This window comes from Stenotrophomonas sp. yr243, from assembly GCF_900184195.1.
GTDB classification, from domain to species: domain Bacteria; phylum Pseudomonadota; class Gammaproteobacteria; order Xanthomonadales; family Xanthomonadaceae; genus Stenotrophomonas; species Stenotrophomonas lactitubi.
On the sequence record NZ_FXWT01000005.1, the window covers coordinates 175,922 to 190,985 of the forward strand.

11 protein-coding genes are annotated in these 15,064 nt (G+C 67.4%); 1 reads left to right on the forward strand and 10 read right to left on the reverse strand.

What is annotated here, in order from left to right; genetic code table 11:
- Positions 1-107: 107 nt before the first annotated feature.
- From QOL57_RS20020 to QOL57_RS20060, 9 genes are read right to left on the reverse strand one after another with little or no spacing between them, the layout of a single operon-like run.
- Positions 108-1,913 (reverse strand): hypothetical protein, encoded by a 1,806-nt coding sequence (locus tag QOL57_RS20020; protein ID WP_089241761.1) that lies wholly within the window; start codon positions 1,911-1,913, stop codon positions 108-110.
- Entirely contained in the window at positions 1,910-4,075 is a 2,166-nt protein-coding gene (locus tag QOL57_RS20025; RefSeq protein WP_089241759.1) for a hypothetical protein, read from the reverse strand. The genes QOL57_RS20020 and QOL57_RS20025 overlap by 4 nt, the downstream gene beginning before the upstream one ends.
- The gene (locus QOL57_RS20030) at positions 4,072-5,193 is read right to left on the reverse strand and encodes a BatA domain-containing protein (protein ID WP_089241757.1); all 1,122 of its coding nucleotides are present in this window, start codon (positions 5,191-5,193) and stop codon (positions 4,072-4,074) included. The genes QOL57_RS20025 and QOL57_RS20030 overlap by 4 nt, the downstream gene beginning before the upstream one ends.
- Positions 5,190-6,086, reverse strand: coding sequence for a DUF58 domain-containing protein (locus QOL57_RS20035; protein ID WP_089241755.1), 897 nt, complete (start codon positions 6,084-6,086; stop codon positions 5,190-5,192). Before QOL57_RS20035 ends, QOL57_RS20030 begins: the two co-directional genes overlap by 4 nt.
- 7 nt (positions 6,087-6,093) lie before the next feature.
- Positions 6,094-7,077, reverse strand: a complete 984-nt coding sequence (locus QOL57_RS20040; protein ID WP_089241753.1) for a MoxR family ATPase — start codon at positions 7,075-7,077, stop codon at positions 6,094-6,096.
- Between the two features lie 13 nt (positions 7,078-7,090).
- Positions 7,091-7,798 (reverse strand): DUF4159 domain-containing protein, encoded by a 708-nt coding sequence (locus QOL57_RS20045; protein ID WP_089241751.1) that lies wholly within the window; start codon positions 7,796-7,798, stop codon positions 7,091-7,093.
- On the reverse strand, positions 7,798-9,132 hold the full coding sequence (locus tag QOL57_RS20050) for a TldD/PmbA family protein (RefSeq protein WP_089241749.1): 1,335 nt from the start codon (positions 9,130-9,132) through the stop codon (positions 7,798-7,800). Before QOL57_RS20050 ends, QOL57_RS20045 begins: the two co-directional genes overlap by 1 nt.
- Positions 9,133-9,153: 21 nt before the next feature.
- Complete coding sequence (locus QOL57_RS20055; protein WP_089241747.1) at positions 9,154-10,788, reverse strand: TldD/PmbA family protein; 1,635 nt, start codon at positions 10,786-10,788, stop codon at positions 9,154-9,156.
- Positions 10,789-10,815: 27 nt separating this feature from the next.
- Positions 10,816-12,447, reverse strand: coding sequence for a TldD/PmbA family protein (locus QOL57_RS20060; RefSeq protein ID WP_176429896.1), 1,632 nt, complete (start codon positions 12,445-12,447; stop codon positions 10,816-10,818).
- Between the two features lie 679 nt (positions 12,448-13,126).
- On the opposite strand from QOL57_RS20060, the gene QOL57_RS20065 reads away from it, so the two are divergent.
- On the forward strand, positions 13,127-13,741 hold the full coding sequence (locus tag QOL57_RS20065; protein ID WP_089241744.1) for a DUF938 domain-containing protein: 615 nt from the start codon (positions 13,127-13,129) through the stop codon (positions 13,739-13,741).
- Here QOL57_RS20065 and QOL57_RS20070 read toward each other — a convergent pair whose 3' ends face one another.
- On the reverse strand, positions 13,742-15,064 hold the full coding sequence (locus QOL57_RS20070; protein WP_089241742.1) for a type II toxin-antitoxin system HipA family toxin: 1,323 nt from the start codon (positions 15,062-15,064) through the stop codon (positions 13,742-13,744).

Sequence of the window (15,064 nt, forward strand, 5' to 3'; positions counted from 1 at the left end):
CGATTCACGCATGGAGTCAGTAGATCCACGCCATGCGTGGAGGGTGTTTGCGATCCAATCGGTGGGGTCAGAGCCCTTTCGCACGCGAAAGGGATCCGACCCCGGGATCAGCGCCGTCGCTCAAGCCACCACAGCAGCGATGCGCACAGCACGAACGCCAACCACCACGGCCAGCGCGGCCCCGGTGCGTGCTGGTCCGCCTGCGCGGTAGCCGGTGCGGAAGTAGCCAGCCGCTGCGCGGTGGCATTGATCATCGCTTGCCGGTGCAGCGCTGGGGCCTGCTTCGGATCGAACACGTAGTGCCAGTACGCGCGCTCGCCGTGCTGCAGGTGCTGCCAACCGGCCTGGCGTGGCCACCAGCCTGCGCATCGCGCTGTGCCGGTGCTGCTGTCGACGATCAACTGCACGCCCCTGCCGTGTGCGTCGAAGGCCTGCAGCGGTGCCTGCACGCCACACAGCGACTGGCGTTCGCCGGCCCACGCAAGTGCCTGTGACGACCATGGGCCTTCGGTGCCAGCCTGCGCGCGTGCCAGGGTGGCGAACACTGAGCTCCACAACTCGCCGTGGCGATCCTCGCGGCCGGCCAGCACCCAGCGCCAGCTGTCGGTGATCGGCAGCAGGCCGATGCGACCCTTGCCGACGGCGCGCCAACCGCCGATGGGCTTGCCGTCGCGATCCTGCAGCAGGGCGTGGCTGCCGGCAGCCTGCAGTGCCAGGTACTCCAGCGCCGGCAGCGCTGCTGCGTGGGACGCGCGGTCCGCTGCTTCGCCATCACCGGAGGGCAGGGTGCCGGCGGCAAGGGGCCCGCGACGTGCCTGCAGCATCGTGGCGTCACCCTCGGCGGCCATCGCAGCGATCTGGCTGCCGGCATCGCCCTGCAAGGGCAGGCCAAGATCGCGCAGGCGTTGCCGTGCGCTGGCCGATGGTGCGCCGGTACTGCGTACCAGCAGGCCAAGGCCGTCGCGCACGGCCTGGCGGACGGCCGTCATCTGACCGGCACCGAGTGCGGCCAGGCTGCGTTCGTCGAGCAGCAGCAGGTCGCTGCGTGCCAGCGTGGACGCGTCCAACGCCACGTTGCCGTCGCCCAGGCTGAGGCCTGCGCCGGTCTCGGCCTGCAGCTGTACGCGGATGCCGGCATCGGTGGCCCAGCGACGCAGGTACTTCAGTTCGGCGCCCGGTGCAGCAGAGCGCACCAGCAGGCGCAGCGGAGCGGCGGCCAGCGTCTGCTGCGGTACCGGCACGCTGTCGGCAACATGGCCCTGCGCATCCAGCAGGCGCAGCTGGAACACGCTACGGCCCTCGGCGCGGGCGACGCCGCTGAGCTGCACACGGCCATCGGCGGCCAGTGGTGCACGATCGACCACCGCGCCAGCCGGGTCCAGCAGTTCGGCCTGCGCGCGTTCCACGCCGCGTGCCTGTGCGTGCACATCGAAGCGTGCACCGGGAGCCGCATCCACAGGCGGCTGCAGGGCAATCCATCCGTTGGGTGCAGGCGCTGCTTGCCAGCGCGTATCGGTGGGCAGTGCGGCATCGCGATCACGCGCGGCCAGGCCGGCACCGACCAGGGTCACCGTGGAGGATGGATAACGGCGCAGTGCCGTGGCCAGGTCCGGCACGCGCGCTGCACCGGCCATGGCCGTTGCTTCCGGCAGCAGCACCCGGGTGGCGCCGGCCGGCAGTGCACCCGCCTTGTCGGCCTCGGCGCCGATCACCACCAGGCCGGCCAGGGCAACGCGTTGTGATGGCGGCAGCAGGCAGACGTACAGCAGCGCAGCGGCGGCGGCCTGCAGCGTGAGTACGGCGATCAGATGGCGGCGACCCCGCGTCGGCGAACGCAGCTGGCGCGCACTGGCGACGAGCACGATCAGCCCCAGCGCGAGCGCGATCCACACGTTCACTGCCGATGTGCTCATGGCTGCGCCTCCAGCGCGTCGAGGTAGCGCTGCCCCAGGGCATCGGCGCCGCTGCGCCGCATCACCTGCGGCAGGGGCCGCTGCAGTGCGCGCCACAGCTGCGCACGCAGGCGCTGCCGGCACTCGGTGCAGCCGGGTTCGATGCGCAGTTGCTCGATGGCGGCAGCCAGGTCCAGTGCATCGGGCAGGAAGGCGCTGTTGCGTTGCTGCCAGGCGGCCAGCAAGTCCAGATCGGGCATGCCGCCCTCGTCGCCCAATCGCTGCCAGGCCTCGACCACGGCCGGATCAGGGGGCGTGCGTGCGGTCAGCGGCAGGTCGCGGCTTGCCAGCCCGGCACGGTCGCCGCTCAGGCGTCGGCCCTCGTCGATCGGCGGCAGCTCCGGGCCGACGCGGGCCAGGTAGATGCGCTCGGCCTGCTGCACTTGCTTGATGAACGCCAGCGCTTTGTAGGCAAACGGCAGGGCCTGCTCGGGGCGCCCCTGGCGCAGCTCGCCTTCGGCCGACCACATCTGGTCCAGTGCTGCCTTCAGTGTGGCGCGCGTCTGCGGGTCAAGCAGTGTCGCCGCCTCGGTGTGGTCGTGGGTATGCCCGTACTCGGACAGCACGTCGGTGGCACTGCCGAACACCGGCGGCGTGTCGCTGCCGTTGGCCGCGCCGCCGTGGTCGTGGCCGTGCTCGTCATGTGCGCCTGCCTGCGCCTCGTGATCGTGCTCATGGTCGTCATCGTGCGCGTCGGCCGCGGGTGTATCGCTGGTGGGCAGGTCGCTGGTCGGCGGCGGCTTCGGCGCACCCTCGCTTTCCTCGCCCAGGAACTGGCCGTAGCGCAGGCGCAGGATGCGCTGGTCGACGCCGATGGCATCGCTGCGCTTGATGAAGATATCGGCGGCAACGCCCCGGCGTTCGCGGATCAACGCCTCGGCATCGATGATGATCTGCCGCTGGCTGCGGAAGTACGCAGGCAGGGTCTTCTTGATGCGGCCTTCCAGTTCGGCACCGAGCACGGCTTCGCTGCTGGGCAGGCGCAGGATCACGCTGCTGCTGCGGCCGACCTGTGCTGTCGGCGCGTGATTGTCGCGCACTTCCAGTTGGGCGATCACATCGTTGCCGGGCTGTGCGCCCAGAGCGGCCAGGTCGAGGGTGTGGGCAAAGCGCCGTGCTGTCGCCTCGCCGCTGCCGTTGAGGGTCACGCTGCGCCGGACGAAAGTGATGTTCTCACCGCTGCCTTGGGTGGTGGTGATCGACAGCGTCGCCTGCGGGAGGACGCCATGATCGTCGCTGGCCTCGAAGCGCAGCGTCCACTGCCGCTGCCCGGGGCTGCCCAACACCAGGCTGGCAGCAGGGTCGATCACGCGCACCGTGGGCGCACGGTCGGCGACCACGTCGAGCCGATGCAGGCGGGTGTCGGCCAGCGCCGGTTCGCTGACCACGCGATACAGCACCGGGGTGCGCGCCACGTCCTGAGCGTGCCATTCACCGTCGTACTCGCGCAATGGCAGGCGACGGCCATCGTGAAACTGCAGCCAGGCCTTGCGGGGTGCACGGTCAAAGCGCAGCGACCAGGACAGGCGACTGTCGGCGGCGACCTTCGCGTCGAGTGCGTTCTGCGTACGCGTGGGTTGACCGGTGTAGGCCGGTGCATCGATGCGCAGGCGGGTGGACTGCAGGCGCAGCGGACCGGCCTTGGCGCTGCTTTGCGGCGTCGCAAGGGCGGCGGTGCTTGGTGCGGCGTTGTGCGGCCAGCCCAGCGCCAGCACAGCGACGGCGATGCCACCGATCCAGCACAGCATCACTGCCCTGCGCGGCCAGCGCGGCCGCAGCTCGGGGACGTTGCGTTCAAGCGCCGACAGCACGTGCGTGCGCTGGCGCTGCTGTAGTGGATTGAGCGCGCCAGCGTCGGCGAACAGCAGGTCGGCGCTGTCCTCGCTGGCACCACTGGCATCCAGCCTGCGCTGCAGCCAGCGCCGGTCCAGCTGCCGGGCGCGTGTCGTCGCTGCGGTCGCAATGATGAGCAGGGCCACGGTTGCCACGACGCAGGCGATATCAAAACCCGACAGGCGCAACGCCAGTGCCGCCGCCGCCAACGCCCAGGGCAGACCCAGCAGCACGGTAATCGCCGCGCGGCGCCGGCGTGCGCGTTGCCATGCCTGTTGCAGCGTCTTCATGGTGCAGCCCTGCGTCGCGCGCTGCTCGCCATCCAGCGCTCAAGCGCGAACAGCAGCACGATCATAAGCAGCAGCCAGGAGGTCGGTTCACGCAGGGGCGGCGTTGCCGCTGGCAGCATCGCGCGACGTGGCGCCTGGTCCTGCGCATCACCCAGGTGCGGGGTCGATGGCGGTTGCAGGGCCTGCAGCAGGTCGCGGGGCAGGCGGTCATCGCGGAGTGCACTGTTGCGGGCCACGTTCCATTCGCCGCGCAGATGCAGCAGGCGGCCTTGGCCGATGCGCTGCAGCCATAGCAGCGGCGCATTGTCTGCATCACGCAGCAGGACGGCTGCGCCCGCTGGCGGCTTGGCAGCGGTCAGCACCGTGCCGCCCTGCTGCAGCCAGCTCTGCCAGGTGCCAGGCAGTGTTTCGGTGCCCGTCCATATGCCGATCTCACCGCGGCCCGGCAACGCATCGTCGGCCATGGGAGCTGCAAGCGCTTGCGTGCTCCATGCGCGCTGCAACGCGCCCAGCCATTGCTGCGCTGCCACCGGTGCATCGCTGCGCGTACGCAGGCGTGGCGCTATGGAGGCGTGTGCTGGTGCGGTGGCGGTCAGCGCGTGTGGCTGCCATTGCACCTCGCGCGACAATTGCAGGCGGGCGCCATCAAGGCCGGGCAAGGGATCGGGTACGTGTACGGTCAGCGCGGTGCCGGCCGGCAGCTGCGCATCCAGCTCGCGCAGCAGACTGGGCAGGGAAGCAGCGTCCATCGGCGTGGGCTGGTCGATGGGCGGGAAGCCCGGCGCCAGCCAATGCCAGTTGCGTGCATCGGTGCTGCCGCGCAGTGCGGTCGCGTCGAGGCCCGGCGCCACCACCGTCCACGCCGCTGGCACCGGTGCAGGACCGGTCAGCGCTGGGCGCGCCAGCAGCAGGGCCAATGCGGCCAGCAACAGCAGGCGCACCAGCAACAGTGGCCAATCATCGAAGCGGATGCGCTGGCGCGGTCGCACCTGGGCGCGCAGCCAGCGCAGCGCAGCGAAATCCAGCGGCGTATAGGGATGACGACGGGCGAGGTGGATCAGCAGTGGCAACAGCCATGCAGCCAGCGCCGCCAGCCCCAGCGGGAACAGCAGGCTCATGCGCCGCCCCTGCGGCCGAACAGCGCCTGCAGCGGCTGGTCCAGCGGCTGGTCGAGCCAACCGATGGCGGTGGCGATGCCACTGGACTGCAACCGCGCCCGCAGCGCGGCATGGGCCTCGCCGAAGCGCTGCACGTAGTCGGCGCGGATCGCGGCGCCATCGCCGAGAAGTTCATCGCCCGTTTCCGGGTCGCGGAAGCGGTGACCTGCATCGAAGGGGAAATCGCGTTCGTCGGCGGTCAGCACCTGCAGCAGCATCACCTCGCGGCGTGCGCTGGCCAGCTGCTCCAGCAGCACGATGCCCGCGTCATCGAAGCCATCACCGATGGCCAGCAGCAGATCGCCGGGGCGCACGCGCTCCCACAACGGGCGCAGGCGCTCGGCGGCAGGCCATCCGCCACGCGCCTGCAGGGCATGCAGTTGCAGGTGCACGCGGTCGCGCTGGCGCGCGCCATGTGCGGCCGGCACCAGTTGCAGGCCTTCGCCATCGATGGCCAGCAGGCCGAAGCGATCGCCTTGCTGCAGCGCCAGCTCGACCACGCAGGCTGCCAGTTGCCGCATGTGGTCCAGGCGGCTGCGAGCCGGTGCCGCGCGGTCGGCCTGGCCCGCCGAGGCGGTGGCATCGAGCAGCAACCAGACGGTGATCGGGCTTTCGCGCTCGGATTCGCGCACGAAGAAGCGGTCCGAGCGCGCGTACAACTTCCAGTCGATCTGGCGCAGTTCGTCACCGGGCTCGTAGGCGCGGTACTGGGCGAATTCCAGACCGGCACCGCGGCTGCGGCTGGCATGCTGGCCGATGCCGCTCGCGCCGCTGGCCAGGCGTGGCCACAGCCGCAGCGCACGCAGTCGCGCACGCAGGTCAGGTGGCAGCAGCAGCGGTGTGCCTGCGGTCACCAGTGGATCAACCCGGGAATGGAATGGCCTGCAGCAGTGCGGCGACCACATCGTCCGCCCGCTTCTGCTCGGCCTCGGCGGCGAAGGACAGCAGCAGGCGATGACGCATCACCGGTGCGGCCAGCGCCTGCACATCCTCGCGGGTGGCGGCGAAACGACCCTGCAGCAGTGCGCGCGCCTTGGCGGCCAGCACCAGCGACTGCCCGGCACGCGGGCCCGCACCCCATTTCACCCACTGGTTGATCGCCGCCGGTGCGCCCTCGCCGGGACGGCTGGCGCGCACCAGGCGGGTGATCCAGGCCAGCACGTCGGCGCTGACATGCACCTGGCGCACCGCCGCCTGCAGCGCGATCACCGCTTCGGCATCCATCACCTTCGGCACGCTTCCAGTGGCGTTACCGGTGGTCTGTTCCAGGATCTGCCGCTCTTCTTCTTCGCTGGGGTAATCGACCAGCACGTGCAGCAGGAAGCGGTCCAGCTGTGCTTCGGGTAATGGATAGGTACCGGCCTGTTCGATCGGATTCTGCGTGGCCAGCACGAAGAACGGCGCCGGCAACGTGTAGGTGGTGCCGGCGTAGCTGACCGTGCGTTCCTGCATGGCTTCCAGCAGCGCGGCCTGGGTCTTGGGCGGGGTGCGGTTGAGCTCGTCGGCCAGCAGCAGGTTGGTGAAGATCGGGCCCTGCTGGAAGCGGAAATGGCGATGGCCGGTACCGTGATCCTCTTCCAGCAGTTCGGTGCCGAGGATGTCGCTGGGCATCAGGTCCGGGGTGAACTGCACACGCCGGAACTGCAGTTCCAGTGCCTGCCCCAGCGAGCGCACCAGCAGGGTCTTGCCCAGCCCCGGCGCGCCTTCCAGCAGGCAGTGGCCACCGGCCAGCAGGCCGATCAGCAGCTGCTCGACCACCGTGTGCTGGCCGACCACGGCGTGGGCGAGCGCAGCGCGCAGATCGTGCAGGCGCGGCAGCAGGGAATCGAGGTCGGGGGAGGTCATGGGCGTGGTCCGTTCAATTGTTCAATGCGTACATCACGATGTTGACGCCGAAACGGGTGTTGTCTTCGGCCAGGAAACGCTTGTTGCGCCAGTCGTAGTCCCACTCGCAGCCGTAGTCCTTGTTGCTGTAGAGCAGACCCAGCCGGCCGTCGACCTCGATGCCTTTCAGATAGTCGTGCACCAGGTCATCGCCCCAGCCATTGAGCTCGAAGGTGGTCGCGGGTGGGCCGTCGGGGAAGCGGAAGAAGCTGCGGTACAGCGCGTGGCTGTTGGGCAGCTTCTGCAGCGCCTTCGGCCCGAACAGCCGGCCCATCTGCGCTTCGAACGAGGTGGCGAACAGGCCGTCGATATCGTGGTTGCAGTCGTCGACGAAAACAAAGCCACCATTGCGCACGTAGCGCACGAAGTTCTGCCGTTCGGCGGCGTTGAACTCGACCAGTGTGTGCCCGGCCAGGTAGCAGAACGGCGCCTCCAGCATGCGTGGGTCGGCCAAGGCCACCACGCGTTCCTGCGGGTCCACACGCAAAGAGGTGTAGTCGATCAGCGAGGTGATCAGGTTGGACGGCATGCGCGCGTCCACGTCCCAGTCGCCGGAGTCGTACTGCAGGCGGGTGAACCAGAAGTCGTAGCGCGAACTGCGCGGGCCTGCCTGCGCCCATGCCGGCAGCGCCGCCGCCGAAGCGGCAGCGGCCAACCAGCGCAGGCAGGCCCGGCGATCCATCAGACCGCGTCGGACAACGACGTAAAGGTGAAATCGCGCAGCTTCATCGGCGGAATCATCATCACGAAGCTGGATTCGTCACCGGCCACGCGCACCGGCTTGCCCAGCTCTTCGATGTTGTTGAGCATGATCACCGGCGACTCGTTGAAGCGGAAATTCTTCACCGGGTGCTTGATCTGTCCGTTCTCGATGTAGAAGGTGCCATCGCGGGTCAGGCCGGTCAGCAGCACGGTCTGCGGATCGACCATGCGGATGTACCAGGTGCGGGTGACCAGGATGCCCTTCTGGGTGCCGCGCACCAGCTCGGCGGTGTTCTTCTCGCCACCACTCATCAGCAGGTTGCCGGGCGTGGCCTTGGCGGTCTTGCCCTGCTTCTGTGCCCAGAAGCGCGAATAGTCGAGGTTGGCGATCTTGCCGTTCTCGATGATGGCGATGCGCTCGCGCGGCATGCCTTCGCCATCCCACGGCAGCACCGGTGCGTCGGCATGCCACGGGTCGGCATGCATGTTCACGCGCGGATCGTAGACCTGCTCGCCCAGCTTGTTGCCGCCGCCCTTCTTGGACAGGAAACTGCGGCCTTCATCGGCCGAGCGCGCGCTGAAGAAGTTCATCATGAAGCTGATCAGGCCCGCAGCCGCTGCCGGCTCCAGGATCACCGTGTACTTGCCGGGCTCCAGCGCCTTGGCTTCCTGCGACTCGGTCGCCTTGCGCATCGCGATGCGGATGTCCTGGTCGGCCTTGAAGTCGGCCGCATCCTTCAGGTTGCGACCCACCCAGCCCGAGCCACGGCCGTCTTCGGTGCGTACGGTGCAGGTGTAGTCGAAGTTGGTGCTGCGCTGGTAGCCGAAGTTGCCATTGCTGTTGGCCGTGGCGTAGAAGCCCTGGCCGTCTTCCAGGAAGCCGGCGGCGATCAGCCCGTTGCCACGGCACGGCGCGATCGAATCGGCGGCGACCTTGGCACGGAAGGCCGGATCGATGGCGGCAGTGGATTCGCTGAAGGTCGGGCTGGCGCGGTAGCTCTGCTTGCCGATGGCCGGCATGAACTCCGGGTTCTCCGGGGCCAGGCGGGCCAGGTCTTCGGCGCGGCGGACCACGCGCTGCAGCGCGGCGTCGTCGAACTCGTTGATCGAAGCGGTACCCACGCGCTTGCCGAAGGCCACGGTGACGGCCAGTTCGGTGTTGTCGACGATGCCGCTGGTGGACACGTTGTTCAGGGCGAAACGGATGTTGCCGTTGATCGACCCGGCCAGTACGGCGGTGCACTCATCGGCCTTGGACAGGGCGATGACCTTGTCGAGGATGGCCTTGGCCTGGGCTTCGGTGAAGATACTCATGGTGTAAGGGCTCCTGACCGGTCAGCCGAGGCTGCGTGCGGTGTTGATGACGTTGATGCCGTTGAAGCGCGCGGTCGACGACCCGTGCGAGACCGCCGAGACCTGGCCGGGCTGGCCCTTGCCGTCGAAGAACGAACCGCCCAGGCGGTAATCGCGCTCGTCGGCGACGGCGCTGCAGGCGTTCCAGAACTCCGGCGTGCGGATCTGGTAGGCCACGTCTTCAAGCATGCGGGTGATCTTTCCGTTCTTGATCTCGTAGAACAGCTGGCCGCCGAACTGCGCGTTGTAGCGCTGCTGGTCGATCGAGAACGAACCGTCACCGATGATGTAGATGCCGTTCTCCACGTCCTTGATCATGTCCGACACGCTCAGCGGCGACTTGCCCGGCGCCATCGACACGTTGGCCATGCGCTGGAACTGCACGCTGGACCACGAGTCGGCGTAGCAGCAGCCATCGGATTCGGTCTTGCCGAGAATGTGAGCCTGGTCGCGGATGGTCTGGTAGTCCACCAGCTTGCCGTTGCTGATCAGGTCCCAGCGCTTGCACTTCACGCCTTCATCGTCGTACGCCACCGCGCCGAGGCTGCCCGGTTGGGTCTTGTCGGCGAAGATGTTCACCTGCTCGCTGCCGTACTGGAAATGCTGCTCGCGCTTGTCCAGGGTGGCGAAGCTGGTGCCGGCGTAGTTGGCTTCGTAGCCGAGCACGCGGTCCAGTTCCAGCGGGTGGCCGATCGACTCGTGGATGGTCAGCCAGGTATGCGACGGATCCAGGATCAGGTCGTACTTGCCAGGCTTCACCGACGGCGCCTTCAGCTTCTCCTGCGCCTGCTTGGCCGCCGCGATGGCATCTTCCTTCATGTCGTAGGAGGAGCCGTAGTTGACCACGCCATTGGGCGTCAGCACCTTGCCGGCAGCGGCGCCATCCAGGTACTCGTAGCCCAGGCCCATCGGTGCGGACAGGCCTTCGCGGGTGCGGAACTTGCCGCTGGCCTTGTCGATGGCGGTGATCGTCATCGGCGCCCAGATGCGGTGCACATCCTGATCGATGTAGGAGCCGTCGGTGGAGGCGAAGTACTTCTGCTCGTTCACCAGGAACAGCATCGAATTGACGAAGCTGGCGCCGGCGCCCATCGCCGCGGCGTTGACGTCCAGCAGCAGGTCGACCTTCTCCTTGATCGGCACCTCCATCGCATTCTTGCGGATCGGCGTCTTCCAGCTGACCTCGCCCACGCCCGGCGCCTTGGCCAGCTGCACCGGCGCGGTCTGCACGCCCGCGTTGGCCTTGGCGATCGCCGCCGCCTGCTGCGCGGCACGGGCCACGTCGGCGGTGCTGAGCGCATTGGTGGCGGCAAAGCCCCAGGCGCCGTTGACGATCACGCGGATGCCCACACCGGTGGACTCGGTGTTGACCACGTTCTGCACCTTGTCTTCGCGGGTGATCACGAACTGCCGCAGGTAGCGGCCGATGCGCACGTCGCAGTAGGTGGCGCCGGCGCTGCGTGCGGCCTGCAGGGCGGCATCGGCCAGGCGCTTTTTCAGCGCAGGGTCGAGGCTGGACTGCAGTTGCTCGGCGGCGATCGCCTTGCCGAAGAACGACGGCACGATCAGGCCGCCAGCGGTAAGCCCGGTCAGGGCCAGGAAGTCACGTCTGTGCAAGGCTGCTCTCCATGAAGGACGGGTGGCTCAAGCGCCGAGACTGCGCGCGGTGTTGATGATGTTGATGCCGTTGAAACGGGTGGTGGACGAACCGTGCGAGACCGCCGAGACCTGGCCGGGCTGGCCCTTGCCGTCGAAGAACGAACCGCCGAGGCGGAAGTCGCGTTCATCGCAGATGGCGGTGCAGGCGTTCCAGAACTCCGGCGTGCGGATCTGGTAGGCCGCATCCTCGACCATGCCGGTGATCTTTCCGTTCTTGATCTGGTAGTACAGCTGGCCGCCGAACTGCGCGTTGTAGCGCTGCTGGTCGATGGAATAGGAGCCACGGCCGTGGATGTAGATGCCGTTCTCCACGTCCTTGACCATGTCTTCGACGCTGAGCGGTGCCTTGCCCGGTGCCAGCGAGACATTGGCCATGCGCTGGAACTGCACGCTGGACCACGAGTCGGCATAGCTGCAGCCATGCGATGCGTCGCGGCCGAGGATGTGCGCCTCATCGCGGGTGGCCTGGTAGTCGACCAGGATGCCGTCGCGCACCAGGTCCCAGCGCTGGGTCTTCACCCCTTCGTCGTCGTAGCAGACCGCACCGAGGCTGCCCGGCTGGGTCTTGTCGGCGAAGAAGGTGACGATGTCGCTGCCCCAGCGGAAACCGGCATCGCGCTTGTCCAGGGTGGCGAAGCTGGTGCCGGCGTAGTTGGCTTCGTAGCCGAGCACGCGGTCCAGCTCCAGCGGATGGCCGACGTTCTCGTGGATGGTCAGGAACAGGTTGGACGGGTCCAGCACCAGGTCGTACTTGCCGGGCTTCACCGAGGGTGCCTTCAGTTTCTCGCGCGCCTGGCGGGCGGCGGCGATGGCGTCCTCGACCGGGTCGTAGGAATCGCGGTACGCGGTGATGCCACCGGGCAGCTGCACCTTGCCACGTGCCTCGCCATCGAGGAATTCGTAGCCCATTCCCATCGGCGAGGACAGGCCGGCGCGGGTGCGGAACTTGCCGCTGGCCTTGTCGATGGCGGTGGCGGTGAACGGCAGCCAGATGCGGTGGATGTCCTGGTCGATGAACGAGCCGTCGCTGGAAGCGAAGTACTTCTGCTCGTTGACCAGGAACAGGGTGGAATTGATGTAGTCGGCGCCCGCATTCAGCGCGGCGGCATTGAGCGACAGCAGCAGCTCGACCTTGTCCTGGATCGGCACTTCCATCGCATTGCGGCGGATGGGCGTCTGCCAACGCACCTCGCCTACCGACGGAGTGGGTGCCAGCTGCACCGGCCGGGTCTGGATGCTGGCATTGGCGCGGGCGATGGCCGTGGCCTGCTCGACGGCGGTGCGCACCGCCGCTTCGGTCTGCTGGTGGGTGGCGGCGAACCCCCAGGCGCCGTTGACGATCACCCGCACGCCCACACCGGACGATTCGCGGTTGGTCACGTTGCCGACCTGGTGTTCGCGGGTGATCACCGACTGGTTGAGGTAGCGACCGATGCGCACGTCGCAGTAGCTGGCCTTGGCCGAGCGCGCGGCGGCAAGAGCGACCTCGGCCAGGCGTCGGCGCTTGGCCGGGTCGACCGGGGCCAGCAACTGCTCGGCGGCGATCAGCCGCGAATGCGGCAGGACCAGGCCCGCCAGGCCCAGACCGGAAAATGCCAGGAACTCACGTCGTTGCACTGCGTCTCTCTCTCACTTCCGTGCGGCCGGCAAAGGACCGATCCGATCACGTCAACTCCTCGACTTTCGCCAGCAGCGGGCATTCGGGCAAGTGACTGCAGTCATGGTAGGGGTGGGTTTCGGCAGGGCTGCGCCCTGCACCTGCAGAGGCCAGGGCCAGAGCAACGTCAAAAGCTGGCATTCCGTGGGATGGCAGGGCGGTGTCGGATTGCGGGGACGCCGTAAACCCATCCCTGGGGGCTTGGCCGCGGCATCCATGCCGCGGACACCCCGCAATCCGACACCGCCCCGCCTCTGACAGATTCCTGTGGCTGTTGGTAGGTGTCGACCTTGGTCGACACATCTGTCAGATATCGAAATGAATCCGGGGTCAGATCCCGTTGCGTAGCAACGGGATCTGACCCCGTGCCGTTCCAACAGATCGCGGAAATCTGTCGAAGGCGGGGTGGGTCCGGTTGCGGGGGCGTGAGCCGCATGGATGCGGCGACCGAGCTTACAGGGACGTACTTGCAGCGTCCCCCTCAACCGGACCCACCCCGCCAACCCACAGGAAACCAGCTCTTGCTGTTGACGTTGCCGGCCAGCGGCCGGCACTACCGCTTCGGCGGGTGCAGGGCGCAGCCCTGCTCAGTAACCCCCTCGTGCACAATGAGCCCGAACCCGCCTGGACGCCGTCTCGATGTCGAGCAAGCCGTATTCAGAAGCCTGCGAGCGCAATCGCGAACCCATCGCCGCTGCGCTCGACCCGTGGATGGGCGACCGCCACCGGGTGCTGGAGATCGGCAGCGGCACCGGCCAGCATGCGGCCTTCTTCGCCGAGCGCTGGCCCTGGCTGCGCTGGCAGCCCAGCGACCATCCGGACCATCTGCCTGGCATCGAGGCCTGGCGCGCGGAGGCGGCGCTGTTGAACCTGCTGCCGCCGGTGGCGCTGCAGGTCGAGCTGCCGCCGGCGACCGGCCTGAGACTGCCGGAAGGCAGCACGTTCGATGCTGCATTCACTGCCAACACCCTGCACATCATGAGCTGGGAGCACGTGCAGGCCCTGTTTGCCGCACTTCCACCCCTGCTGCGCCATGGCGCGCTGCTGGCGGTGTATGGCCCCTTCAATTACGGCGGTCGTTACAGCAGCGATAGCAACGCGCAATTCGATGGCTGGCTGAAAGCGCGTGATCCGCGTAGCGGCATCCGCGATGCCGAAGCCGTGCAGGCGCTGGCGGCGGACAACGGATTCACCCGGTTGGGTGATCTGGCCATGCCGGCCAACAACCGAGTGTTGCTGTGGCGCCTGGGGTGATCAGGCGTCGGGGGCCATGCTGGAAAGGCGGGTCGCTGCAGCACGCAGTCCCTTGAAAACAGGTTCGGACACGGTCGAAGGGAAGCCGCTTGGAAGCTGGCGTGTGACGTGTTCGATGGCGGGTTCCACGGAAGCGATCAACGCTTCGATCCATGGCTCTGCGCCATCGGCTACGCCACAGGCGCGTGCGGTTTCGTTCCAGTGCCGGCGTCGCACAAGATGCAGTTTTCGATGGCGGTTCTTGCCCTCTACCGCCATGGCAAGCTGCGCGTTGTGCGGATCGAGTTGATTGGGCCCCCGGCCGAGGATGGGATATACCGACAGCACGTCGTAGACAGGGGTCAGACGGAAGCGCCCGCCCGCGTCGATGTGGACGCTGAAGTTCTTTGCGTGGCCGTCGGTCGCGGCAAGCATCCAGAACAGGATCTGCGTCTTGAAGAAGGTTGCTCGATCCTCAGGCTGCTCGGATTGCCGAAGCAGATCCATGATGGCCACGATGCCGGGGCCGCCATCGGATTCGTACTTCCGGGCAGCGGGGAGGCCAAAGACCTGGCACATATCTTCCTGCGGCAAGCGAAGCCACCACGTGCGATCCGCGGCCAGTCGCCGGTCGAAACGTTCGACGATCAGTGCACCCTGATCTTCAAAACGCCCCATCTGCGTATCCGCGACGGGAATTCCAAAGGCTGCCAGCAGGTGCATGCACAGCCACTCGTTCTCCACGGACTGGTGCATGTCCGCACGCATGTTGCCGACGATACCCAACGGCAGCTTGAAGATGTGCGTGGACGGCGTACTTCCGGTAGGAATGCACCATTGACCATCGTGCAGCAGCAGGCCGGTCTTTTCCTGCGCTCCAGCGATGGAAATGCGGAACGCATCGTCGCTGGGAGAAGTGCCAGGCAATGCACTTGTTGTGACCTGGCGCAGGACTTCAGCGACGCCTGAGTCATTCAATGGTTCGAACGTTATCCGCTGGATGGCATCCGGTGTGCGCGAATGTGGCAACAGCTGCACCGCGCCCACACAATCCCGGCCAATGGCTTCAAGCAGATCGAACGTATTGCTGCTGCGCGTGGCGAACCGGTCGCGGATCCGGTTGCGGATGGTGACGTTATCGGGGAGAAGATTGTCGAAGTAGTCGTTGACGACCTGACCTTGATGGCTTTCACCGTCGGGCAGCAGGGGGAGCGAAAGGGACAGCGGTCGCGACTGCGTCGAACCAATCCATTGGCTGAGGTAGGAAAGGCGGGATGCCCGGTTCCGCGCATCATCCCAGAGCGCTACCTCGACACCATTCATCCAGACCCGCAACGTACCCAT